General features: G+C 42.1%; 22 protein-coding genes and 1 pseudogene. 11 read left to right on the forward strand and 12 right to left on the reverse strand.

Features of this window, described 5'->3' with window-relative positions; all coding sequences use genetic code 11:
* Positions 1–417: pseudogene (locus tag ABJV04_RS05235) on the reverse strand (signal recognition particle-docking protein FtsY); the annotation flags it as partial.
* 178 nt (positions 418–595) lie between these two features.
* On the opposite strand from ABJV04_RS05235, the gene rsmD reads away from it, so the two are divergent.
* Complete coding sequence (gene rsmD, locus ABJV04_RS05240; RefSeq protein ID WP_348490251.1) at positions 596–1,183, forward strand: 16S rRNA (guanine(966)-N(2))-methyltransferase RsmD; 588 nt, start codon at positions 596–598, stop codon at positions 1,181–1,183.
* Here the strand turns inward: rsmD and ABJV04_RS05245 are convergent.
* The 3 genes from ABJV04_RS05245 to pepB all read right to left on the reverse strand — a co-directional run bounded on the left by ABJV04_RS05245 (position 1,170) and on the right by pepB (position 3,979).
* On the reverse strand, positions 1,170–1,760 hold the full coding sequence (locus tag ABJV04_RS05245) for a YjaG family protein (RefSeq protein WP_348490252.1): 591 nt from the start codon (positions 1,758–1,760) through the stop codon (positions 1,170–1,172). The two genes, rsmD and ABJV04_RS05245, sit on opposite strands and share 14 nt — an antisense overlap.
* Complete coding sequence (locus tag ABJV04_RS05250; protein ID WP_348490253.1) at positions 1,757–2,356, reverse strand: YhgN family NAAT transporter; 600 nt, start codon at positions 2,354–2,356, stop codon at positions 1,757–1,759. Before ABJV04_RS05250 ends, ABJV04_RS05245 begins: the two co-directional genes overlap by 4 nt.
* Positions 2,357–2,686: 330 nt before the next feature.
* Positions 2,687–3,979, reverse strand: a complete 1,293-nt coding sequence (gene pepB / locus ABJV04_RS05255; protein WP_348490254.1) for an aminopeptidase PepB — start codon at positions 3,977–3,979, stop codon at positions 2,687–2,689.
* A 91-nt stretch (positions 3,980–4,070) separates the two neighbouring features.
* Between pepB and sfsA the strand changes: the two genes are divergently transcribed.
* The 3 genes from sfsA to gluQRS all read left to right on the forward strand — a co-directional run bounded on the left by sfsA (position 4,071) and on the right by gluQRS (position 6,392).
* A complete protein-coding gene (sfsA, locus tag ABJV04_RS05260) occupies positions 4,071–4,775 on the forward strand; it encodes a DNA/RNA nuclease SfsA (RefSeq protein ID WP_348490255.1) in 705 nt (234 codons plus the stop codon).
* A gap of 226 nt (positions 4,776–5,001) precedes the next feature.
* The gene (gene dksA, locus ABJV04_RS05265) at positions 5,002–5,448 is read left to right on the forward strand and encodes an RNA polymerase-binding protein DksA (RefSeq protein ID WP_348490256.1); all 447 of its coding nucleotides are present in this window, start codon (positions 5,002–5,004) and stop codon (positions 5,446–5,448) included.
* An 80-nt stretch (positions 5,449–5,528) separates the two neighbouring features.
* Positions 5,529–6,392 carry a tRNA glutamyl-Q(34) synthetase GluQRS gene (gluQRS, locus tag ABJV04_RS05270; RefSeq protein ID WP_348490257.1) on the forward strand — a complete coding sequence of 288 codons (864 nt, stop codon included), beginning with the start codon at positions 5,529–5,531 and terminating at the stop codon, positions 6,390–6,392.
* Here gluQRS and treF read toward each other — a convergent pair.
* The 3 genes from treF to ABJV04_RS05285 form a co-directional block, all read right to left on the reverse strand.
* The gene (gene treF / locus ABJV04_RS05275) at positions 6,356–7,918 is read right to left on the reverse strand and encodes an alpha,alpha-trehalase TreF (RefSeq protein WP_348490258.1); all 1,563 of its coding nucleotides are present in this window, start codon (positions 7,916–7,918) and stop codon (positions 6,356–6,358) included. The genes gluQRS and treF overlap by 37 nt on opposite strands.
* Entirely contained in the window at positions 7,915–9,186 is a 1,272-nt protein-coding gene (locus ABJV04_RS05280; RefSeq protein ID WP_348490259.1) for an MFS transporter, read from the reverse strand. Before ABJV04_RS05280 ends, treF begins: the two co-directional genes overlap by 4 nt.
* A gap of 72 nt (positions 9,187–9,258) precedes the next feature.
* The gene (locus ABJV04_RS05285) at positions 9,259–11,532 is read right to left on the reverse strand and encodes a TonB-dependent receptor (RefSeq protein WP_348490260.1); all 2,274 of its coding nucleotides are present in this window, start codon (positions 11,530–11,532) and stop codon (positions 9,259–9,261) included.
* A 243-nt stretch (positions 11,533–11,775) separates the two neighbouring features.
* Here ABJV04_RS05285 and ABJV04_RS05290 point away from each other — a divergent pair, with 243 nt between their 5' ends.
* From ABJV04_RS05290 to panC, 5 genes are all read left to right on the forward strand, one after another.
* Positions 11,776–12,792 carry a LacI family DNA-binding transcriptional regulator gene (locus ABJV04_RS05290; RefSeq protein ID WP_348490261.1) on the forward strand — a complete coding sequence of 339 codons (1,017 nt, stop codon included), beginning with the start codon at positions 11,776–11,778 and terminating at the stop codon, positions 12,790–12,792.
* A 222-nt stretch (positions 12,793–13,014) separates the two neighbouring features.
* Positions 13,015–14,328 (forward strand): polynucleotide adenylyltransferase PcnB, encoded by a 1,314-nt coding sequence (gene pcnB / locus ABJV04_RS05295; protein WP_348490389.1) that lies wholly within the window; start codon positions 13,015–13,017, stop codon positions 14,326–14,328.
* Entirely contained in the window at positions 14,328–14,834 is a 507-nt protein-coding gene (gene folK, locus ABJV04_RS05300) for a 2-amino-4-hydroxy-6-hydroxymethyldihydropteridine diphosphokinase (protein ID WP_348490262.1), read from the forward strand. The genes pcnB and folK overlap by 1 nt, the downstream gene beginning before the upstream one ends.
* 59 nt (positions 14,835–14,893) lie before the next feature.
* Positions 14,894–15,691, forward strand: a complete 798-nt coding sequence (panB, locus tag ABJV04_RS05305) for a 3-methyl-2-oxobutanoate hydroxymethyltransferase (protein ID WP_348490263.1) — start codon at positions 14,894–14,896, stop codon at positions 15,689–15,691.
* 25 nt (positions 15,692–15,716) lie between these two features.
* A complete protein-coding gene (panC, locus tag ABJV04_RS05310) occupies positions 15,717–16,568 on the forward strand; it encodes a pantoate--beta-alanine ligase (protein ID WP_348490264.1) in 852 nt (283 codons plus the stop codon).
* A 7-nt stretch (positions 16,569–16,575) separates the two neighbouring features.
* Here the strand turns inward: panC and panP are convergent, their stop codons facing one another.
* Entirely contained in the window at positions 16,576–18,189 is a 1,614-nt protein-coding gene (gene panP, locus ABJV04_RS05315; RefSeq protein WP_348490265.1) for a pyridoxal-dependent aspartate 1-decarboxylase PanP, read from the reverse strand.
* Positions 18,190–18,423: 234 nt separating this feature from the next.
* Between panP and ABJV04_RS05320 the strand changes: the two genes are divergently transcribed.
* Positions 18,424–19,134, forward strand: a complete 711-nt coding sequence (locus ABJV04_RS05320) for an EAL domain-containing protein (protein WP_348490266.1) — start codon at positions 18,424–18,426, stop codon at positions 19,132–19,134.
* An 83-nt stretch (positions 19,135–19,217) separates the two neighbouring features.
* Here ABJV04_RS05320 and ABJV04_RS05325 read toward each other — a convergent pair whose 3' ends face one another.
* The 3 genes from ABJV04_RS05325 to ABJV04_RS05335 are packed head-to-tail and all read right to left on the reverse strand — an operon-like array spanning position 19,218 to position 21,622.
* Positions 19,218–19,892 (reverse strand): SAM-dependent methyltransferase, encoded by a 675-nt coding sequence (locus tag ABJV04_RS05325; RefSeq protein WP_348490390.1) that lies wholly within the window; start codon positions 19,890–19,892, stop codon positions 19,218–19,220.
* 27 nt (positions 19,893–19,919) lie between these two features.
* Positions 19,920–20,690: an ABC transporter permease gene (locus ABJV04_RS05330; protein WP_348490267.1), complete on the reverse strand. Its 771-nt coding sequence runs from the start codon at positions 20,688–20,690 to the stop codon at positions 19,920–19,922.
* Entirely contained in the window at positions 20,690–21,622 is a 933-nt protein-coding gene (locus ABJV04_RS05335; RefSeq protein WP_348490268.1) for an ABC transporter ATP-binding protein, read from the reverse strand. The genes ABJV04_RS05330 and ABJV04_RS05335 overlap by 1 nt, the downstream gene beginning before the upstream one ends.
* Before the next feature lie 283 nt (positions 21,623–21,905).
* On the opposite strand from ABJV04_RS05335, the gene ABJV04_RS05340 reads away from it, so the two are divergent.
* Positions 21,906–22,823, forward strand: coding sequence for a M14 family metallocarboxypeptidase (locus ABJV04_RS05340; protein WP_348490269.1), 918 nt, complete (start codon positions 21,906–21,908; stop codon positions 22,821–22,823).
* A gap of 6 nt (positions 22,824–22,829) precedes the next feature.
* Here ABJV04_RS05340 and ABJV04_RS05345 read toward each other — a convergent pair whose 3' ends face one another.
* Positions 22,830–23,399: a class GN sortase gene (locus ABJV04_RS05345; protein ID WP_348490270.1), complete on the reverse strand. Its 570-nt coding sequence runs from the start codon at positions 23,397–23,399 to the stop codon at positions 22,830–22,832.
* Positions 23,400–23,407 lie beyond the last annotated feature (8 nt).

The following is a 23,407-nucleotide window of genomic DNA, read 5'->3' on the forward strand; positions in this document are numbered from 1 at the left end:
CTCTGGCTCTGGCTCTGGCTCTGGCTCTGGCTCTGGCTCTGGCTCTGGCTCTGGCTCTGGCTCTGGCTCTGGCTCTGGCTCTGGCTCTGGCTCTGGCTCTGGCTCTGGCTCTGGCTCTGGCTCTGGCTCTGGCTCTACAGGAGTGTGTTGCTCTACAGTCACAGCGTCAATGGATTGAAGCTGTTGTGTGCTGTCTTTACTGCTCCCTTCATCGAGCTCAAGGTTATCATCCTTGTTTACTGTTGATGTATCATTGGAAGAGGATTCTTCAGACAACTCCTTTTGAGACTCCGGCACAGAGGACTCTTGCTTTTCAAGGTCATCGTTACCGATATCCTGTAACGCCTCATCTTGCTCAACGGACGGCTTAGATTTTTCATCTTTATCTTTATTAAACCAGCGGAAAAATTTCGACATGCTTTAGTTAATTCTCTTGATAATGTGAGTCTTCAATTTTGTCTTTCTAAGCAACAAAAATCGACTAGTATAAAGTTTCTTGATAGCGACCTGACTTTTCAAAAAGTGTGCATGCAGAAAAGTGCTTAAAGGTATACACTATCGTCCAATTTTGACAATCATAGCATTTCTTGGATTCATGAAGCGAGGCGTAAAAAAGCAAAATGCCATCACCGGCTCAATCCGGGTGATAAGTGGCAAGTGGCGAGGCAGAAAGTTACCTGTTTTAGAGGCGCAAGGTTTGCGTCCAACAACGGACCGAATGAAGGAAACCCTGTTTAATTGGTTAATGCCCTATGTCAACGAAAGTCGTTGTTTAGATATGTTTGCTGGAAGTGGTGGCCTTGGCTTTGAATCTCTTTCAAGACATGCCAGTAGTGCCACCTTCATCGAATTAGATAAGATAGCTGCCAAGCTAATTACCAGCAATCTCGAAAAACTAAAGGTTGAAGATCAACAAACTCAAGTGATTCAGGGCAATAGTCTTGAGGTGTGTAGCAGACTAAACCAGAGTTTTGATCTCGTTTTTATCGATCCTCCCTTTAATGCTGGATTAGTGCCTAAGGCAATCGACGTAATCAACCAAAATAACTTAGTGCTTACGCAAAGCGTGGTTTACATAGAATGTGAAGCACAAAACCAGAATTACCAAGTGCCAGACAATTGGCAATGCATCAAAGAAAAATCAACTCAAAATGTGTCGAGCAAACTCTTTATTGTGAGTTAATTTCTAATCCAAGGTTCGACACACCTTCGCTTGTTGCCATTTCACGAAGCAATTTCACACTTTTTGCACCTTCAGGTAAAGCAGTAATTTTTTCTAGCAATTCGTTTTGAAATGCCACTTCCCATTGCATCAAGGGGTGCTCTTTTATTTCTTGAGAGCTCAATGATTTATCAGATACTAGTTCAACAAAAGCTTCCACACTACCTTGGGATAATTTAGAAACAATAACTGCACCTTGAGGTTCATCATTGGTTATCAAAGAGATGATGGCCGCTAATGAAATGGCGGCATCAATAGCAGGGTAGACCCCAAAACTATCGTGCTCAGCAGCATCAGGGGTCACACTTTCGATTTTTTCTAACTGTAAAGCGAAGTTAATTTTAGAGCCTGTGCGTGATAACCACTGCCAAATCGACTCCAAAGACTTGTGGAATTGACCTTCATCGTCGAATTCAGCTGTTTCACAAAACAACTGGAAATTGGGTTTCATGCGTTCGGTTAATGTGGCGGCATAAGCAACTGCATGCCAGCCTGTTAATTCACGCACTTTTTGAAATGTATTTAATTTAGCGCTCAATTCGTCACTCCAATTGAAAAGTAGTTACCTACGCCGTCGAGAAACATTTGTATCGACAACATAATAAGAATCATGCCCATTAAGCGCTCTATGGCTATCAAGCCTCGCTCGCCCAGAATCTTAAAAAATACACCAGAAAACAATAAAATACTTGCTGAAACTGCCCAAGCGGAAAAAAGCGCTAACGACCAGTCAAACATTCTTAGGGGATCTTGATTGGCAAGTAGTATCAAAGCGGCTAACAATGAAGGGCCGGCAATCATCGGAATAGCCAAAGGAACAATAAAGGGTTCTTGATCACTTACATCGTCGTCATGGCTACCTTTATTGGGAAAAATCATACGGATGGCAATAAGAAACAAAATGATCCCACCAGCAATACTCACCGCTTGCTGTTTTACATTCAAAAAATCTAACACTGCCTGTCCACTGAATAAAAATATGAACATAATCAGCAATGATAAAATCAACTCGCGAGCCAAAACCTTGCGACGACGCTTAGGCTCAATTGATTTTAAAATGGACATAAATATAGGTAAATTTCCTAATGGATCCATAATTAGGAACAACATTACCGCAGCAGACCAAATATCCATTATACCTCCAACAATCCGAAATTCGCGGCATTGTAAACCTATTTAAGATTTATCCATAATCGAATATAGAACTATCTTAAATTGTTTGCCCAATCAGCCTCTCATTTTAGAAAGCTGCTAGGGACTAATCGCCTTACACCTCATCCTTTCAATGTATAGGTTAAATTGAATTAGTTAAATAAATTTGAGCGTAGGATTGATAAAAACCAGATAGTCGAAAGAATAAGATAAAAAATAGCGGAATAAATAGAAATATTAATCCAAAGTGCAGAAATCGAAATTAATGCGGTTCACCAGGCAGTGAACCGCAAGACTTTTTACCAAGTACGACTAAGCCTCTAATAATGCTTGGGCGATACCTCGGATGCCGATACCACTTCCACCAGCGGGCATATGACTAGTTCCGCTACCATTATAAGCAGCGGCTAAATCCACATGAATCCAACCTTTCCCTTGATTACCCACAAAACGAGATAAGAAACCAGCTGCGTTTGAAGCACCGCCAGCACCACCACCTTTTTGAGCTCGACTATTTGCCGTATCCGCAAAAGGAGAAGGACACTTATCTTGATGCCATAACTCCAAAGGTAATGGCCATACGGGTTCATGCTGCTTTTCTGATTGGGTAATAAATTTTTGAAGTGCCGGTTTATCAAGGGAGAAAACTGCATTGTAATCCCCGCCTACAGCGGCAATTGCTGCACCAGTAAGGGTGGCAGCATCAATAATTAATGGCGCTTGGGTTTCACTTGCTGCCATTAATCCATCAGCCAACACTAAACGCCCTTCGGCATCTGTATTAACAATTTCAACTGTTACGCCATTTTTGTAGGTTAAAATGTCCCCTAACTTGTATGCATGGCCACTGACTAGATTTTCCGCACAGCATAAGAACAATTTAACTCGCTTGTTCAACCCTTGCATGATCGCAAGTCCAAGGGCACCGGTAACGGTTGCAGCTCCACCCATGTCGCACTTCATACTCAACATGCCTTCACTGCTTTTCATACTGTAACCGCCGCTATCAAAGGTAATCCCTTTGCCCACAAGGGCTGCGGCCACAGCAGAACTTTCATCACCGCTGGGGTTGTAGTCAACTTCTAATAATACTGGGGGACGTTCACTACCCCTTCCAACATTATAAATACCCACCCAGCCAGCATCCGCTAATTCTTCACCAACACAGCGTTTCACCGAAACTTTATCGCCGCCCAGTTCAGCTAACCAGTCAGCACTGCGTTTCGCCAACTCTTCAGGTGAAAGTTGTTCAGGGGTTTCATTGACTAAGTCACGCGTAAAACTCAAAGCGGCATAACGCTGCTCTAAACTGGTTTTATCATTATTTTCTAGCCATGTTATTTGACCCGCATTTCGCGCTCGACGATAACTAGCTGCTAGAGACCATTGCTGCTCTTCGCTCCAGTCTCCACTGAAGGTAACACCAGATAAATTCATGCCATCTAATTTACGGCCTACCACTGCAATTTTCGATAATTGCGCATCAATAGGATCATCAGTGTTTAAGTGAATTGTCGCCGTTCCAGCATCAAAACTAACAAGCGCATTCTCTCCCCATTGAGCTGAGGCTGTTTGATAACTGAGTTCGACTAAAAGATGTGACATACTGGTTTCCTTTTTCTTTGACATCCAAGACTCGAATATATGAGTATTGGAGAAGTTTGCGCAATCTAAAACGCATAATGTGAGAGGTAATATGCTGTTCCCTAGTCCACTTATCAAGGGCAAATTAATAAAACGCTACAAACGATTCTTAGCCGATGTTGAGCTAGAAGATGGTTCCATTGTAACTGCTCATTGTCCAAATACCGGTGCCATGACGGGCTGCGGCGACCCTGGATTTGAAGTATGGTTAAGCCCTGCCAACAATCCCAAACGAAAATTAGCCTATACCTGGGAGCTAAGTAAAAACCTGCAAGGGGATTGGATTGGTGTAAATACGCAAAATGCGAATAAATTAGTGGCCGAAGCCTTTAATCTCTCTATAGTGGAAGAATTAGTCGAATACCAAGGATATAAACCTGAGGTAAAATATGGAGAAGAAAACAGTAGAATTGACTTCATGTTAACCTCGGACACATTGCCCGATTGTTATGTTGAAGTGAAATCAGTTACCTTATTAAGGGATGGAATCGGATATTTCCCAGATGCTAAAACCCAACGAGGTAGTAAACATTTACGCGAACTAAGTAGCATTGCAAAATCCGGAAAACGGGCGGTTTTATTATTTTGCAGTCAACACACTGGCATCAAAAATATCCGCGTTGCCGAAGACATAGATCCAGAATATTCGGCGACTTTACGAGCAGCAATTGACTCTGGTGTGCAAATTATCGCCTACGGCTGCAAAATGTCTGAAGAAAAAATACAATTAAATCAAAAGCTAAGTTTCAATCTATAAAAAAAAGGTTGATTTTTTATTTAAGGAGTCTATGTTTGCGAGTCGTAAAAAACAGCACATTGTTTTTTATTCAATAAAATTGGTATCTACTAGGCCAATTTTACCGCTGATAAAGCGTAACAGTTACATATATTCGACCAAGCCTAATTTGCTGGGATAATAGCAATCTGCTATATATCCTCATTCGCTAAACAACGTTTGTGTCGTAGTGTAGGAGAATTGGCACATGCCAACTGGAAAAGAAAAAAGTTTAGGATTAATAGCACTAGCTGGTCTAACTCCTTATCAGGAAAAAGACGGCGAAGAGTATATGAACGATGCTCAACTCGAGCATTTCCGTAAAATATTGTCAGCATGGCGCGATCAACTTCGCCAAGAAGTAGACCGTACTGTTCACCATATGCAGGATGAAGCGGCTAATTTCCCAGATCCAGTAGATCGAGCGGCTCAAGAAGAAGAATTCAGCCTGGAGCTTCGTACTCGCGACCGTGAACGTAAATTAATTAAGAAAATTGAAAAAACTTTAAAACGTATTGAAGAAGACGATTTCGGGTTTTGTGATACATGCGGTATCGAAATTGGTGTAAGACGCTTAGAAGCTCGTCCTACCGCTGATTTATGTATCGACTGCAAGACGCTAGCTGAAATTAAAGAAAAACAGCTACAAGGTTAATTTTTTTAAGTTAATTCAAAAGCCGCTAACTTGCGGCTTTTGTCGTTTCTAGAGCGTTAACTTTAAGTTGGTGATTATTGATGAACCAAACTAGTTATGTTGGCCGATTTGCACCTAGTCCTTCGGGACCTTTACATATGGGTTCCTTAGTAACCGCTCTAGGCAGTTTTTTGCAAGCTAAAGTAAATAACGGCAAGTGGCTGCTACGCATTGATGATATCGATCCGCCCAGAATTCAAGCTGGCGCCATTGAAAATATACAGTCATGTTTAACCGCTCACGGTTTGATTTGGGACGGTGATGTTATTTTTCAAAGTCAAAACGCTGAGCATTACGAACGCATTTTATCCCAACTCAACAGTCAAAAGTTACTTTACCCATGTGAATGTACTCGTGGGCAAATTAAAGCCCTCGGAGAATTTTATAAGGGGACTTGCAGAGATAAAACGCAAGTCAAATCACCCTATTCTCTGCGCTTGAAAAGTCAATTTGAAATTTCTCAAATTGAAGACCAACGATTAGGAACACTTCAGGTTAATAGTCAGGCCACTCAAGAAGATTTTATTGTTAGGCGAAAAGATGGTTTGTACGCCTACCATCTTGCTTCTGTGGCTGATGATATTCAGATGGGGATAACTGAAATTGTTAGGGGCGAGGATTTAATCACGGCCACAGCGTGCCAGTGGGCGTTATTTAAGACTTTAGGTAGGACACCACCTGAATGTTTGCATTTACCCTTAGTGACCTTTGCTGACGGGCGTAAATTCAGCAAACAAAACCATGCGCCTGGTTTAGATTTAAGTAAACCTGTTAAAAATCTCATAGACGCATTGGCTTATCTGAATTTAACCGTACCAAACTCATTTCAATCTAATCATCAGATAGACGAAATTCTAAGTTGGGCGATTCATGCTTGGGCAGATTCACCTTCTAACATTTTGTAAAACGCCATAGTGACACCATTGGTCCAGCCAAAACCATGTTGCACCTCATACTCACCGCCTTGGGCACTATACTCAATCTGTTGAACGTTATATTTTTCCATTAAACTGCCATTTAACTGAAAGTAACGCTCTACGGTGGAAAGCCACTTTTGCATAATCTGGGATGCTAAATCATCTTGCTGATATTGCTGCAAACCTTTGACTGCAAACCAATGTAACGGTGCCCAACCATTAGGAGCATCCCATTGCTGTTGAGTCTGACAAAGGGTGGTAATAAGACCGCCTACAGATAAGAACTCATTTTTTAGGCGTGAAGCTACTGCTGCGGCCTGTGAGGGCTCGGCAAGGGCCACAAATAAGGGTAAAACTCCCGCCAAAGAAATGATCTTAGATTGACGTTGGGTCAGCAGATTGAAATCCATATAAAACCCAAGTTCTGCATTCCACAAATATGATTGAATATTTTGTTTACGCTGTTCTGATTTTTGCAGGTATTCCAAGCTTTTTGTCTGTTCGCCTAATTTGCCCCAATAGTTACTCAAAAGCACTTCGAGTTTGTACATCAGGCAATTCAAATCGATTGGTACAATTTCAGTTGTTTGAATGCTTTGTAAATCTTCAGGATCAGCAAGCCAGCGTGAACTAAAATCCCAACCTGATTCACAGGCCGCACGAATGTTACGATAAAAATGCGTTTTTTCATCACCGTGTTTATCCGCCGCAGCATGCATGTCTTCAGCGTAGGACTCTGGGCGAGGCGTGCCTTGATCATCCCAGTATCGATTTAGTAAGCCGCCATTGGGCATTCTAACCACATGCCTATGGGCTTCATACGGTTGACTTAATTGTTCTGCACCTTGCATCCAAAATGCATATTCAGTTTCCATCGCCTCTGTGCATTGAGTTAAAAACTGAGTATCTGATGTTTCAGTATCTGAGCTCACCAACAAGTCTGCCATCATGGCTAATATTGGCGGTTGTGAACGACTGTAGTAATAACTCCGATTACCATTAGGGATGCATCCAATACTCTGCTGTAATTGAATAAAGTTTAAAAGCATCGACTTCACCAATTCCCGACGCCCAGAGTGCAGTAACCCTAGCGCTGTAAAGTAGCTATCCCAATAGTAAATCTCACGAAACCGACCACCAGGAACGATATACGGCCGTTTTAAGGGCAATAGAGAGTTATTCCCCTGTTCATCCGGTTGTTTCATCAATACCGGCCATAGGGCTTCAACATGCTCTGCCACAGTTTTATGCACTATGTGTTGTTCAAGCTCAATGGGCTCAGGCAAACTGAAAAATTCAGTAACAAAGTCAGCTAAGTTAAAGTTGGCTTGTGCTGATTGCCTTTCAAACTCGTGGTATATCTTCGACCAACTAGTTTTAGGCGTTGCATCGGCAAACTGCTTACTGTCTTTAAAAAGACCCGAGGTTTGCACCTGATGAAACAAGGCACTATCAAAAAAAGTTAAACTATCAGTAAATTCTTGCGGCGGATTTAACACCTTAACCTTACTCATGTTATTTCCTCCAATTTGCTCGTTATCTCAGGTTCAATTCGGTTTGTTGAACGTCGAAATAAAAATAAGGTTAAAGCAATCAGTAACATGGGGATTAAAGACAAATAGAAAGCAGTTTGGCCGCCAAAGGACTCAAACACGAAACCGGTAATAATTGAGCCTGTGGTTCCACCAAGCGCAGAAAATACCACGATTAATCCAGTCATAGGTGCATGTAAGGCTTTCTCCAACGAGCTTAACATTACGGAATTAATCACCGGGTATATAGGAGCCATTAATAATCCAACTAAGGGTAGTAAATAAGCGGCCAAGGGGGCGTCCAGCACATTAGAAATAGTTGCGATTTGACCTGCATTTTGCACCGCATTAGCAAGGGGTAAACATAACAACATTAATATCGCCATGCCTGCTAAACATAGGTTTAAAAACCAATACCAGTTCATAAAACGCAGTAATTGTCCTGCCAATAAACGTCCTACTGCAATGGCTGCGGCAAATATACTGGTTATTTGAATACTGACATCCAAAGGCAAATGCAATATTTCATTATTGAATGTAGGTAGCCAGGTACCAATCCCTTGTTCAATTAATACATAAAAGAAAATAGACAATACAAACACTAGCACTAAGGGTCGGTAAGTCAGCTTTATCATCTCCATGAAATCATCAATTAGTGGTCTGGATAAAGCAGGTTTAGTGGGCTTTTTAATGGGTGATAAGGCCACTGCAAGTATAGTAAATGCGATTAACCCAGCAAGTAGATAGTACACATTCATCCAACTTAATGAGCTAGGGTTATCAGCATCAATAAAGCCACTAAACAACCAGTAGCCAGACAACACGCCAAGCATAAAAATGCCTTCGATGGTGTTTAGCAGTGAGGCATGACTTTTAGTATCATCGGAGAGTTGACCTATTATGCTGTAAACAGACACTTTTATCAGCGCAAATGCCGTTCCGATACAAGCAAAGAGTATTTGTATCATGCTAAATTGCGCAAATAATGGGGTTAATGCACAGACCACAGCAACCAAAATTAACCCTGCCATCATAGCTAATTTATAACCTACTCTGGGCACAAATGCGGCAATCGCAAAAGATACAAAAGCAATGGAAAGATCTTTAAACCCCTCTAAAGAACTAGCTACAGGTTTACTAATATCAAAGCTATTTATCGATTGCAGAATCACCGCACCAACACTATTTAATAAAATAGCGAAAATAAAGTAACAAGCTGCAATGGCAAATATGGTCATAAATCTAGGCATTAACGTCACCATTTAACGGCGTAAAATGATTGAATAAAAAAGCGCGCTAAGCGCGCTTCAAACTAGAGTTTATTAGTAAAACTCATAACTCACACTAAATGTTGCTGAACGAGGCATAATAAATCGTCCATTTGGTGCAGTTGGATTTCGCGGATCCCCCTCCGTCAAAGCATCTTCATCGGTTAGGTTTTGCATGGCTAATTCAAATTTCAAGCCATCCATACTAGTGATCACGAAACCAATGTCGATTTTTTCATACCCTTCTAGCACAACAGTATTTTCATTATCACCATAACGATCATCTACTGCCGATAGCGTACCGTACACATTCGCAAAATAATCGCCTACTTCAAATTCATAACTTGGAGTAAGACGCAACTGCCAACCTGGCTGACGTTGTGCTTCATTTCCTTGATTGGTTGCACTTTGGGTAATTTCCGTTTCTTGTACAGTAGCGTTTAGAGAAATTGAAAAGCCAGTATCGTTGTAATAGGCGGCATCTAACTCCACACCATAGGCTTCGTTAGTCAAGATTTCTCCTGGTTCACCCGGTACTCGTACAAAAGTATCACCTTTCACTTCATTAAAGAAACCAGTGGCATAAAGGTTAAAGTTTGCTGCGGCTAACTTATATCCTAGTTCAAACTGGGTAACCTCTTTAATTAAGTCTTCTCCCCCTTGGTAAGCATCATAGTTATCACGGAAATCGTCGAAGTAAGGCATTTTGCTACCTTCACTGTATCGCGCAAACACCCCCATATTTCTCTGGAATTGCCAGTTTGCTCCTAAGGTAATAGCGGTATCATTTTTATCAAATTGAATCGCTTTAGTAATCACCCCATCTAAGCCTTCATCAACGGTATATTCAATTCGGTGATTTTCACGGCGCAAACCAATAACAGCACTGAATTCGTCGTTAAATTGATATTCCAAAGCTGCATACAAGGCTGTGGTGTTGCCATCTCCAGTAGAGTTAATATCGTAGTTCCAACTGCAACTATCAGCATTATCGTTACATTCAATGCCTGTTAGCATTTCACCACCAGAAGCAACAACATGGTAAGCCTGATTACCGATTGACCACCAATCATTAGCCGAATAGCTAGAGGTGAAATAACCAAACGTTGCCTCAAAATCATCAGCACTTTTAGTTAATGCTAAATCATTGGTAAATGACTCAATTTCTTTGCGAACGACCCAGCGACCGATTTGTTGTACTAAGGTATCACCCTCGTAGGTGTTGCCGGTTACAGCCCCTGTAGCGTTGCTACCATTTGTGGCCACACTGGATAATTCGACAGCAGCTCCTTCAGGCACCAAACCTAGAGTATCGGCATTGCCTTTGGTTAATGAGAATCGGTCAACGAAAGTCCAGTCGTTACTCAGGTCTAGGTTAATACTACCGCCAGAGATAGATCCATCCCATCCACGTCCTTCACCAAAATCGAAAGACTCAGTGGTGCCATCTGGGCCATATTCAATGGTACCTTGACGGTTCAGCGTGCCTAATTGAGTGTAGCTATTATCAACACCATCGACCAATGGAGTAGGTAGGTACCATGCACCGTGATCATCGGTAATCCGAGTGAACAAGTTGATTTTACCGTTATCCAACACTTTAGTAATATTCAGGGTTACTTGATGGCCTTTTTCTGAATTAAACCCTGCATCTCGAATGCCTGGGCTTTGTTGCACATATCCACCTAACATAAAATAAAGGTCTTCTGCTATTGCGCCACTCACCACCGCATCAATACGCTGCAAGTTATAGTCTGAGGTTGTATATTTAACTGAGCCTTCCGTACTTTCACTGCCTTCTTTGAGCATAAAGTTAGTAGTTAATCCAGGTTGTCCATTTGAAACCACAGAACTAGGTCCGCCACGTAAGGCGTCCATAAAGTCGATGGTTTCATCAATTCTAAATAATGATGAGTTTTCTAAAAACGACAAGGTAGGTGGTGTAAATACAGGTACACCTTGTAATTGCACAGTTAAGAATGGCGCATCTCCGCCACCGGGGAAACCACGCACAAACACATTTGCACCAGACACACCGCCAGAACTTTCAGCCCAAACGCCAGGAATTGCTTTGAATAGATCAGCTGTGCTTTTAGGTGCCAGTTTTTTAATGTCTTCAGCGCCTAAAATAGTTGAAGCATAACTTGAGTCAACTTTACGTACAGATTGGCCACTTGCTCTACCTGTAACGATAATTTGTTCAACGTAATCTTTTTTCTGAGCTTCTTTGTCTGACCCTGACTCTTGTGCGTAAGTGAAAGTAGGAACCGTTAACGCTAAAGCAACACTTGTTGTTAATAAGTTTGCTGAAAATCGCTTGTTATTCATTGTGTGTACCTGTTTTGTGAATTAACCAAGATGTTAAATTTTAGGTTGACGACAACCTATGGCTGTTAACGGTATGTAAAAATGCAATCGATTGCAAGATAAAAATGCAATCGATTGCACCAGGTGCTAATTTTAGTTAACAAATTGGCCGAATTAGCGTATTTTCTTTAGATAGACATTTAGCGATAAGTTGGATGGATTAATTGTGAGCTTCAAAATCACATATTGGCAAAGGAAATTGACATGGTAACAAAGGTTCGAACGCTTTCTGATTTGGCTAAACTAGCTGGCGTATCAGGTTCGACTGCATCTCGAGCATTAAACGATAATAAATTGATAAGCGCAAAGACCCGCGAAAGAATTCAAAAGCTGGCGGCGCAACACAATTTCAAAATCAACACAGCCGCTCGCAATTTGCGTTTAAAAACCTCTAATACTATTGCCGTTGTGATGGTCAAAAGTTCAGAACTGGATCAATCTATTACCGACTCATTTTTGTTGAATATGGTTGGTATCATTGCCGAAGAATTAAGTCGTCACGGATTCGATGTGTTGTTAGTCACCCACTTTATTGGGCAAACAACCTCGTTAGACGAGTACTTTACTATGAACCGTGCAGATGGCTTGATTGTCTTTGGACAAGGTGATGATATAACTGCTTTTAATCAGCTCTTTAATCACCTCAACCCAATTGTAGTTTGGGGCGAACAGTCTCCGCAGAACGATTATGTGACAGTCGGCACTGACAACGTGAAAGGTGGTTATTTAGCATGTCAGCACTTAGTTCAACAAGGCTGTCAAAATATTGTATTTTCCGGAGTGCGATCTTTTGAAACCGGAAAGCGGTTTGAGGGTTACCAAAAAGCCCTAAAGCAGGCCAATTTGAAGGTACCTTTGCCCTTAGATATTCACTTTACCTCTGAAGATGCATACAAGGTCACACTTGAGTTATTAAAAACCAAGCAATTTCCCTATGACGGTGTAGTTGCCGCCAGTGATAATATTGCCTTAGGGATGATTCGCGCTTTGCATGAACAAGGCGTTAGTATTCCAGAGCAAGTGGCGATTGTGGGTTACGATGATATTGAAGTTTGTGCTTTCACTAAACCCGCTCTCAGTTCAGTTCATCAAGATATTCATCAAGGGGGAAAACACTTAGTTAATTGTCTACTCGACCTATTGGCTAAAAAACCAGTGGAATCGGTGCAATTAGACACCCAACTAATTACCCGTGACTCTAGTGTTCGAAACCCAAAATAACAGTAATTAATCCCTCTCTTTTGCAGATGAACCCAAATTAGCGATAACTTGCTATAGCAACAGATAGAAAATACTTTTCATCCAGTATATCATTGCGCGCCAATTAAAATTATTTGTGTTATCAGGAGCCAACGCATCATTTCTCGAGTGATCAAAAAGGTCAAAAATGCTTTGACAAAAAACGCGGAAGAATATCATTCGGATATACTTAATCCGAAGGTAATTACCCGTGGTGAGCACGGCATTTCTAGAAAAGGCATCAGTGACAATGCTCTAAAGGTATTGTATCGCTTAAATGGTGCCGGATTCGATGCGTATCTAGTCGGTGGTTGTGTTCGCGATCTTATTTTAGGATTGCAGCCCAAAGACTTTGATGTGGTCACCAATGCCACACCTGATGAAGTAAAAGCACTATTCAAAAACTGTCGTTTGATCGGCCGTCGCTTTCGTTTAGCCCATGTGGTTTTTGGTCGTGAGATCATCGAAGTGGCCACGTTTAGAGGCCATCACCAAAACAGTACAGATGAAACGGGCAAAAAACCTGCAGAAGTACTTGGTAAACAAAGCCAAGAAGGACAAATACTTAGAGACAATGTATTTGGTAGCATTGAAGAAGATGCTGAGCGTCGTGACTTTACTGTCAATGCCATGTATTACCGAGTAACCGACTTTACGGTGACTGATTTTGCCAATGGTATGCAAGCAATCAAAGATAAACGTCTTGAGTTGATTGGCGACCCTGAGACTCGTTACCGAGAAGATCCAGTTCGAATGTTACGGGCGGTGCGATTTGCAGCCAAACTAAATATGCAAATCAGTCCAAAATCTGCCGAGGCAATACATCAATTAGGCAGCTTGTTAAATAATATTCCACCAGCTCGGTTGTTTGAAGAAGTGATTAAGCTGTTTATTTCTGGACAAGGGCTGCGAACCTTCGAACTAATGCAGGAATATGATCTTATTCAGCCACTTTTTCCACAGCTATCGCCTTTGTTAAAAAGCAAGGACAGTCGTGAAAATCAGTTTATTAAAAAAATGCTGATGAACACTGACAATCGCATTAACACCGGTCAAAGAGTCACACCAGCATTTATGTATGCTGCATTTTTGTGGTACCCAATTGAAGAACACTGCCAGAAGCTAATGGACGAAGCAGGTTTGAATCATTTCGACGCTTTCAACATTGCCGTTAACGATGTACTACATCGACAAATTCAACGGATTATGATCCCTAAACGTTTTTCCAGCATGATGCGGGAAATATGGTTGCTACAACTACGCCTACCAAAACGTTTCGGACGCAGAGCCTATCAAATGTTAGAACATGCGCGTTTTCGTGCAGCCTATGATTTTCTGTTAATACGTGGCCAAATTGAAGGTGGAAAGCTACTTGAGTTAGCGGATTGGTGGACTGAATTTCAAGAGGTTAGCCCAGAACAACGCAAACAGATGTTAACTAAGCTTAGGGAAGCGGAAGGTGGCTCTGCTCGTCGTCCTCGCCGTCGTCCGAAAAGAAAGAAACCCAGCGCGTCCTAATGCAATCCGTAATCAGCTACATAGGTTTGGGCAGCAATTTGGCCCAACCCGATCAGCAACTGCAAGATGCATTACGGGCAATTCACGGCCTAAAAGACACCCACGTAAAACAATGCTCCAGTTTTTACGCTAGCAAACCTATGGGCCCACAAGATCAACCAGATTATGTGAATGCAGTAGTTGCAATTGCAACACAATTGTCTGCTGGGGAGTTACTCCCCCATTTACAGGCCATCGAACAATTACATGGTCGACAACGAAAATCCGAACGTTGGGGACCGAGAACCCTAGATTTAGACATTATTTTGTACGGCGATGAGCAAATCCAAAGTGAAAACTTGGTAGTGCCCCATTACGGAATGAAAACACGAGAATTTGTACTTTACCCGTTACGTGAGATAGCCCCTGAACTCGTGTTACCATGTGGCGACTCTTTAGTTTCTGTATTAAAAAGCGTACCTAAAAATGGGCTCGAAGTGATCAGAAAGAATGTGACTTGGAAATAAACAAAAGTGGGCAAGCTTCTAATTTTGTTGCACTTTTCAGTTAGCAGAAGGTGATTATTATGACTAAGAAAGTAACTACGTCAACCTTGTTTAAAATGAAACAAGACAAACAAAAAATCACAGCGCTAACCGCTTACGACGCCAGTTTCGCCAAGCTATTTGACGAACAAGGTGTTGACGTGATTTTAATTGGTGATTCACTTGGAATGGTGCTGCAAGGTTGTGACGATACCTTATCCGTTACCATAGATGAAATTGCTTATCACACTTCGTCTGTTCGCAAAGGTACCGACCGCGCATTCGTAATAGCCGACATGCCATTCATGACTTATGCAACACCAGAACAAACCTATGCCAATGCCGCTAAGCTTATGGCTGCGGGCGCAAGCATGGTGAAAGTTGAAGGTGGAGATTGGCTAGTAGAGACCATCAAAGGACTAAACTTACGTGGTGTACCTGTATGTGGTCATTTAGGGCTGACTCCTCAATCTGTGCATGTTTTTGGCGGATTCAAAGTCCAAGGCCGTGACGATTTACAAGCAGAGCAACTATTTGAACAAGCGGAAGCTTTAGCTCATGCTGGTGTTCAATTGTTAGTATTAGAGTGCGTACCCTCTTCTTTAGCTGAGAAAATTAGTAAGGCAATTAATATTCCTGTGATTGGTATAGGCGCTGGCGTACATACCGACGGGCAAATTTTAGTAATGCATGACATGTTTGGTGTGAGTGCCAACTATATGCCTAAGTTTTCAAAAAATTATTTGGAAATTACTGGTGATATGCGCGAGGCCGTTAAATCCTATATCGAAGAAGTGCAAAATGGCGTTTTTCCAGGCCCAGAGCATAGCTTTAACTAATCGCTAAGAAGACACAGGACAAATTATGCAGCAAATTAGTGATATCACTCCCCTAAGAGAAATACGTAGAAAGTGGCAGAATGATGGCAAAACCATTGCTTTTGTACCTACCATGGGGAATTTACATCGAGGACACTTACACCTTGTGGAGCAAGCCAAAGAGCATGCAGACATTGTTGTCGTCTCAATTTTTGTCAATCCATTACAATTTGGACCTGATGAAGATCTAGCATCCTATCCACGCACCATGGAACAAGATATGGCTTCCTTGGAAGCTTTAGGTGTTGATGTGCTTTTCACTCCCAAGGCTGAAGATATTTACTCCCGCGGATTGGAAAAACAAACCTTTGTAGAAGTACCAGGCTTGTCCTATATGATTTGTGGTGCAAGTCGCCCAGGTCATTTCCGTGGGGTCGCCACCATAGTATGTAAGTTGTTTAATATGGTGCAACCAAATATGGCGTTTTTTGGTGAAAAAGACTTTCAGCAGTTGCAGGTCATTAAAGCTATGGTGACTGACCTGTCAATGAACCTGCAAATCTATGGTGTGCCGACTGTCAGAGAAGACGACGGTTTAGCCATGTCGTCACGCAATAATTACTTATCTGAGTCTGAACGACAAAAAGCCCCAGCATTATATAGCTGCTTACAGAAATTAAGTGAAAACATTCAGTTGGGAAGACGAGATTTCAGTCGTTTGATTCAACAATCAATTGAAGAGTTGACCGAAGCAGGGTTAACCGTTGATTATATTGATATTCGTTCAGTTGAATCGCTATTGAGTCCGGGTCACGAAGAAACAGAATTAGTAATTTTGGGCGCGGCATTTTTAGGAAAAACCCGTTTAATCGACAATATTCAGGTAACGCTAGAATAACCTAGCGTTAACCTACTGATCTTTTCGATTTCAATAGAGCTTGATCCTCAAGCTCTTTCCAAATTTGTGTCCGTTTCGCAATCGCCAATTGTTCATCTAAGATGTTGACCAGATCTTGATCCGTAGTCAGCGGGTTAGCTAAAACCACACGAAACACTGTAAGCAGCCTATCGCCATAATCTTCCGCGGTTAACCGTGTTCTAGACACAAAGGACTTCCCTGCTTCACGCTGTTGCTTCTGCACCGCGACGTTAAGCCTATCCAACATTTCACTCTCTATTTCACCGTGAGCGTCAACCTGAGCGGGTTTTACGCGATAGGTAAGCAGTGACAAGGTAGGCGCTGTAATTAACTCAAAGTTTTCATGGTGGTTAATCAAGCAGGCAAATCGTTGGGCTTTTTCGATACTTTGATCAATCAGTAATTCATATCCCTCACGACCAAATATATTGAATGCGGAATACACCATCATTGCCATACCGTTGCGAGACCCTTCTAACGTGGTTGCCCCTAAATCTTTAGAGCCCGCTCGCAATATGTATTGTGCATGATGACGCACAGCGTTACTGTCTTCTGGATTTTTGAACACCACAACACCAGCACCCATAGGCACATACATTTGTTTATGGGCATCTAGAGTCACCGAATCTGCTTTATTTATGCCTTTAAGCTTAACTTTATTGCGGTTGGAGAATAAGGTTGCACCACCCCAAGCTGCATCTACATGGAAATGACAATTTAGTTCTTTTGCCACATCAGCCAGTTCATCAAGGGGATCAACATGGCCAGTTTCAGTGGTGCCTGCAATGCCCACTATGGCTAACAACTTATTACCGCGCTGTTCGAACTCGCGTCCTACTGCCAAAGCTTTTTCAGGAGATAAACGCTGGTCTAGGCTATCCACGGTCAGCATTTGTTCACGCCCCAAGCCTAAAACATCCACAGCTTTGGAAAGAGAGTAATGACCCCGTTTAGAAGACAGTATGCCCATATTGGCATAACCGTAATGTTTTAAACCTGCCGCCAATCCCTGTTTGGCAACACCACGGAAATTTCCGTCGGCAGCTAGGGCTTTATTACGGGCAACCCAAAGGGCGGTAATATTGGCAATGGTTCCGCCGGAACAAAATGCCCCTAGAGAGTGTTTTGCACTGTGTAAGTGGGTTTGATAAAAAGCACCTGACTCGTTATAAACCAACTCATGTAACATACCGACAACTTGACGCTCCAAGGGCGTAAAGGCTTTTGATGTTTCAATTTTGACTAAGTTTTGATTTAGCCCCACTAGCAGCTTTGCTAGGGGTAAATGAAAATAGGGTAATGCTGATGTCATGTGCCCAATAAAGGTTGGAGCATAAGTATTGACTGAATTAGCAACGACTTTTTCTAATAGCACTTCTGCATGTGCGGAAACGAACTCTGGTGATTCAGGGACTTTGTAGTCCTGAAAGTTCTGTTCAATATCTTCAAGAGACTTCGCGGTGGTTACAACATGTTGAGAAAGAAAGTCCGACAGATTATCTGACAGATGCTCTTCTATTTGTGCAAGTTTGGAATCTTTACCCTCTGGCATGGTAAATACTCGGAACATATGTTCCAAACTGGCTGTCGCTTTAACCACTCGTTGTAACCTCTAATGAAAACTTTCAGAGGCGGACTTTAGCGCAAATCCACTGTATCGCCAAATTTAAAGCCATCTAAGTTAATAAAAAGCACAGTTTTTTAACAAATCACTGGAAGTTTCATTTTCTGAACTGAAAAAGTGATGCTATTGTTGTAATTCTGAGCAAACACAATTTACTGCTAAAAAGTGAACGGACGCTCAGAGGTTCATAATGCTGTAACGAGGACACTTATGCACATTAAAGAAGTCACGGATAATTTTAGCCTGGATAGAATCGTTCCTTTTTTCCAACCCATAATGGATATTTCTCAAGAAACGGTTTGGCGTTTTGAATGCCTCGCCAGATTAGTCACACCCGATGAACAAACTTTTGTGCCAAGCGAATTTTTACACATCATCGAAGAACAAGCTTCAGTCGCACAATTAACCGAAACCATTTTAAATCGTAGTGCTAATTATTTTAGAGATCTGAATGCCGCGTGGAATATAAATATCAATAAACAGGATATGTTAAATCCAGACTTATTCGATACTTTATCCGAAGCCCTCTTTGATTATCCTAACCCTAAACGAATAGGTTTAGAGTTGACCGCTGCGGTAGTGCTAGAAAATATAGACAGTTTTGAAATTTTCGCAGCTCAATGTCAGCAACTAAATATTGCTATTTATATCGATCACTTTGGCGCTACGCCAGGCAATATCAATAGTATTTTAAACCTTCCAGTTAACGGCATTAAGATAGCTGGCGGATTAATATCTCAGTTAATGGAAAATCAAGAAACCTACGAATTTGTAGAGTATTTTACCAACTTAGCAAAACAAAAAGAGATTAGTGTTGTAGCTGTGCATGTGGAAGATTGGGCAACCTTGGAAAAGCTTAAAGAATTAGGTATTCAATATGCTCAAGGTTATTATTTTAGTGTGCCAAAACCTAATTGTTAAGCCTCATACACACAGCAATACATTAGCTAGAATACACTAGCTAGCAACGGGCTCCTGCAATAGAGCCTATAAACCATCCCTAGCTAGGATAAGTCGCTAATAACTTGCCAACTTTGCTGGCCGCTGGCCCAGTATTTACGTTCAAAAGGGGTTTGCGGCTCATCACTTTGATAAGGGCTCACCGCTGCGGATTTTTCTGCTGTATTCAAGGCAATGGCAAATTCTTGAATATAAATCTGCCAATTGCTTCTGACTTCTAAGATTCCCCCCAAGCCAATTATGTCTTTAAATGCAGCGCAGGCGTGCCATCTTCGCTGTACTTGAGAGGATTTTGGATACGGGTTGGGATATAACAGAAAATGATGACTCAATTGCCACTGGGCAGAATTTGCTAACCGCCAAAAATCATTCAGATCCGCGCGAATCACTAAATAGTTAGGAGATTTATCACCATAATGGGCATGCTTATTGGTGCGTAACTCGGACTTATCAATGCCCACCACTAACGCATCAGGGAACTGTGCAGCAATGTGTGCGGTACTTTCCCCGACCCCACAGCAAGAATCAAAAATCAGAGGCTTGAGTAAATCAGGGTCGAGTTGCTCTCGCCACTTTTGTACTTCTTCAAAGGCATCTAGGGTATGTTGATTGTAGGGCTTTTGACTAGTATTCGATAAATGTCGACGTACCAGCTCAGGCACTTTTTCATGGGGCCCAAGCTGGTTACTAGTAATACTACGAGAATTGCCGGTTTGCATAGTCATATCATTAACGTTACCGAAGATTTAGCTTCGTATACCTACACCGCGATTGATCAGGCGATAAGCTATGGTAAATAACAACAAGTTAAACCCAACTAACAAGCCCAACGACAACATGTAGTCGACGTCTGAAACCCCAAGAAAACCGTATCTAAAGCCATTAACCATATACACGATGGGGTTTGCTTTACTGACCCATTGCCAAAATTCAGGTAACAGGGTTAGCGAATAGAACACGCCACCTAAGTATGTAAGTGGAGTCAGCACGAATGTAGGCACCATACTAATATCATCAAAGGTTTTTGCGTACACAGCATTGATTAAGCCCGCAGTGGCGAACAAAGATGAGGTTAGAATTAGAGTGATGATGATAATCGCTAAATTATGGATCTGAATATCCACAAAAAACATGGATACGGTAGTAACGATAACACCAATTAATATGGCTCTGGCCACGCCGCCACCGACAAAGCCCAGTACGATGATCCAACTAGGGACAGGGGCCACCAGCAACTCTTCAATATTGCGTTGAAACTTGGCACTAAAGAAGGATGAACTAACATTGGCATAAGAGTTGGTGATCACCGACATCATAATCAGACCCGGAACAATAAATTCCATGTAGGAAAAGCCACCCATTTGACCTATGCGCGAGCCAATCAAACTTCCAAAGATCACAAAATATAACGACATGGTAATCGCTGGCGGTACTAAGGTTTGAATCCAGATGCGTAAAAAGCGTGTACACTCTTTGATCCAAATGGTTCGCAAGGCGGTGAAATTTCGATTTGCCATTATGCTGCTCCTGCCTGTTCTTTTCTGCCTTTCTCAACCATTCTGACGAATAACTCTTCCAAACGATTGGCTTTATTGCGCATACTCAATACGGTAACGCCTTGTTCAGTCAACTGACGGAACACATCGTTCAAACCAACGTCTTTATCTGCATCCACTTCCATAGTGTGATCATCAATATTGCGGAAAGCGAAACCTTGCAAACAGGGTGGTTTGGACTGAACAGGTAAATCTAATACGAAGGTTTCCATACTCAATTTAGATAACAACGCCTTCATACTGGTATTTTCGACGATAATGCCCTTATCAATGATGGCAATATTTCGACACAGCATTTCAGCTTCTTCTAAATAATGGGTGGTTAAAATGATGGTGATACCCTGCTCGTTAATTTCTTTAAGAAAGGTCCACATTGAACGGCGAATTTCAATATCTACTCCGGCAGTGGGTTCATCAAGGATCAACATTTTGGGTTCATGCATCAAAGCGCGGGCAATCATGAGTCGACGTTTCATACCACCGGAAAGCTCTCTAGCCGGTTCGTTACGCTTTTCCCATAAATCCAACTGTTTTAGGTATTTTTCTGCGCGTTTTTTGGCAATATCCCGGGGAACCCCATAATAACCAGCCTGATTAACCACAATTTGCTGAAGAGTTTCAAATTGATTGAAATTAAATTCTTGCGGCACCAGACCAATACAGGATTTAGCTTCAACTAACTCAGTGTCTACCGAATGGCCAAATACCTTTACGCTGCCAGTGGATTTATTGACTAACGAGCTGATCACACCAATGGTGGTAGACTTACCTGCACCATTAGGCCCAAGTAACGCAAAAAAATCTCCTTCGGAGACTTGTAAATTGATACCTTTTAAAGCCTGTGTTCCACCCTTGTAGGTTTTTGTCAGACCAGAAATGTCTAAGGCTTTCATAGCGCTTCCCATTTAACGTTTTATTTTATTTTTGTAAACCTAAACGCCTGCTTATCGCAAACTTCCACGGAGGTTCGATTGATTGAATTTGATATTACCTGAGGGTGAGAGTGTCAGGTCATTTTCCAATATGCTGCCATTTTGCCATATTTCAAGGACGAATAAACAAATAAAGCGCTTTTTAATGAAGGCAAGCCATCACCCTAATTGAAAGGTTTACAGCCTGAAACAGCAGGTGTTACCTTATTCAATTGATATAGATTTTTGCATAAATAGGAATCAAATGAGTTACGAAAAATACGCTATCGGTGTACCTGGCCAACCTTGGGGTGACGTTGAAAAAGCGCAGTGGTTAGAAAACCAGCAAGTTAAACGGGAATATCAAGCTGAGGTATTAGCCCAGCTAGACGCATTAAAAAACACCTTTGAACTTGTTCAGTATGGAGCTCTCCCCTATGACTCAGAGCGCTACCCTTTATTTGCTCTTAAAACCAAGTCTTGGGATAAAGATAAGCCTAGCGTGTTAATCACCGGTGGTGTCCATGGTTATGAAACCAGTGGGGTCCAAGGGGCAATTCGTTTTCTAAGCAGCCAAGCAAAAGCCTATGAGGCACACTTTAACTTTGTAGTGCTACCTTGTTTGAGTCCATGGGGTTATGAAACCATCAATCGTTGGGATCCCAAAGCGATAGATCCAAACCGCTCATTTTATCCTAACTCACCGGCTCCAGAAGCGGCACTAGCCATGGAGTATGTAAACGGTTTACAGCTGGAACTGCTAGCCCACTTTGATTTACACGAAACCACTGACACCGACAATTCTGAATTTCGCCCTGCTTTGGGTGCGAGGGATGGTATTGAACAGGCCGTTTGGGACATTCCTGATGGATTTTATGGCGTTGGTGATAGCAACAATCCGGTACCTGAATTTCAAAAAGCCGTCATTGATTCAGTTGAAAAAGTCACTCACATTGCCCCCGCTGACGCCGACGGAAAGCTCATTGGTACTCCCATGGAACAGCGCGGCGTGATTAACTATGATAAACGTAAACTCTTCCTATGCGGCGGTTTTTCCGGCGCTAAATACGTCACCACAACAGAGGTCTACCCAGACAGCCCTAAAGCTGACGATGAAAACTGCATACTTGCCCAAGTCGCAGCGATCACCGGCGGACTAGATTATCTGATAAAACAAAAATAAGCCCCTCTAAGCTTCAACCTTTAACGCCCGCACCACATACCTCAACTCTGGGTTAGGTGCGGCGCTGTTGAAGGGATAACAAGTAATTAGTGTCAATTCATCATCCACACCAGATTCAATTAAATTGATTTGATCTTGATGGGCAATTCGTACTTCCAACACTTTATAGCGACTCACCTGTTCTGTGGTTTCTGTGCTGATCAAATCACCGATTTTGATATCTTGTAGTAACGAAAAGTGGGTGTCACGGTGACCCGTAATCACCGCATTTCCCGACTCCCCTGGAAAGGGAGTACTGCTTATATGACCGGGCCCAAAGGCCATCACTCTGCCGGTTGCCCCAGCTAAAACATACAAAGTTCTGTCGGCAATGGTTAGTTTTGCCACCGGCCAAGTATCTGCCCAAGCCCAAGGCTGTACTTTTTCCCCGGTGTGCAGGGATTCCACCCACGCATCTTCAATTAAATATTGCGCCAATATCGCTTTAGCATGAATGTAACCGCTGGATGCAAACAGGTATGCACTTGCTACAAAACATAAACTTGCCCATTTAAAGCGCCAGATTGAATGTAGCAATCTTCGCC

The organism is Aliiglaciecola sp., assembly GCF_039982535.1.
Taxonomy (GTDB): domain Bacteria; phylum Pseudomonadota; class Gammaproteobacteria; order Enterobacterales; family Alteromonadaceae; genus Aliiglaciecola.

Bases quoted from the DNA above. Each gene is read 5' to 3' on its own strand.
- rsmD (WP_348490251.1), top strand. From the start codon at position 596: ATGAAGCGAGGCGTAAAAAAGCAAAATGCCATCACCGGCTCAATCCGG.
- ABJV04_RS05250 (WP_348490253.1), bottom strand. From the start codon at position 2,356: ATGGATATTTGGTCTGCTGCGGTAATGTTGTTCCTAATTATGGATCCA.
- pepB (WP_348490254.1), bottom strand. From the start codon at position 3,979: ATGTCACATCTTTTAGTCGAACTCAGTTATCAAACAGCCTCAGCTCAA.
- sfsA (WP_348490255.1), top strand. From the start codon at position 4,071: ATGCTGTTCCCTAGTCCACTTATCAAGGGCAAATTAATAAAACGCTAC.
- dksA (WP_348490256.1), top strand. From the start codon at position 5,002: ATGCCAACTGGAAAAGAAAAAAGTTTAGGATTAATAGCACTAGCTGGT.
- gluQRS (WP_348490257.1), top strand. From the start codon at position 5,529: ATGAACCAAACTAGTTATGTTGGCCGATTTGCACCTAGTCCTTCGGGA.
- treF (WP_348490258.1), bottom strand. From the start codon at position 7,918: ATGAGTAAGGTTAAGGTGTTAAATCCGCCGCAAGAATTTACTGATAGT.
- ABJV04_RS05280 (WP_348490259.1), bottom strand. From the start codon at position 9,186: ATGCCTAGATTTATGACCATATTTGCCATTGCAGCTTGTTACTTTATT.
- ABJV04_RS05285 (WP_348490260.1), bottom strand. From the start codon at position 11,532: ATGAATAACAAGCGATTTTCAGCAAACTTATTAACAACAAGTGTTGCT.
- ABJV04_RS05290 (WP_348490261.1), top strand. From the start codon at position 11,776: ATGGTAACAAAGGTTCGAACGCTTTCTGATTTGGCTAAACTAGCTGGC.
- folK (WP_348490262.1), top strand. From the start codon at position 14,328: ATGCAATCCGTAATCAGCTACATAGGTTTGGGCAGCAATTTGGCCCAA.
- panB (WP_348490263.1), top strand. From the start codon at position 14,894: ATGACTAAGAAAGTAACTACGTCAACCTTGTTTAAAATGAAACAAGAC.
- panC (WP_348490264.1), top strand. From the start codon at position 15,717: ATGCAGCAAATTAGTGATATCACTCCCCTAAGAGAAATACGTAGAAAG.
- ABJV04_RS05320 (WP_348490266.1), top strand. From the start codon at position 18,424: ATGCACATTAAAGAAGTCACGGATAATTTTAGCCTGGATAGAATCGTT.
- ABJV04_RS05325 (WP_348490390.1), bottom strand. From the start codon at position 19,892: ATGCAAACCGGCAATTCTCGTAGTATTACTAGTAACCAGCTTGGGCCC.
- ABJV04_RS05330 (WP_348490267.1), bottom strand. From the start codon at position 20,690: ATGGCAAATCGAAATTTCACCGCCTTGCGAACCATTTGGATCAAAGAG.
- ABJV04_RS05335 (WP_348490268.1), bottom strand. From the start codon at position 21,622: ATGAAAGCCTTAGACATTTCTGGTCTGACAAAAACCTACAAGGGTGGA.
- ABJV04_RS05340 (WP_348490269.1), top strand. From the start codon at position 21,906: ATGAGTTACGAAAAATACGCTATCGGTGTACCTGGCCAACCTTGGGGT.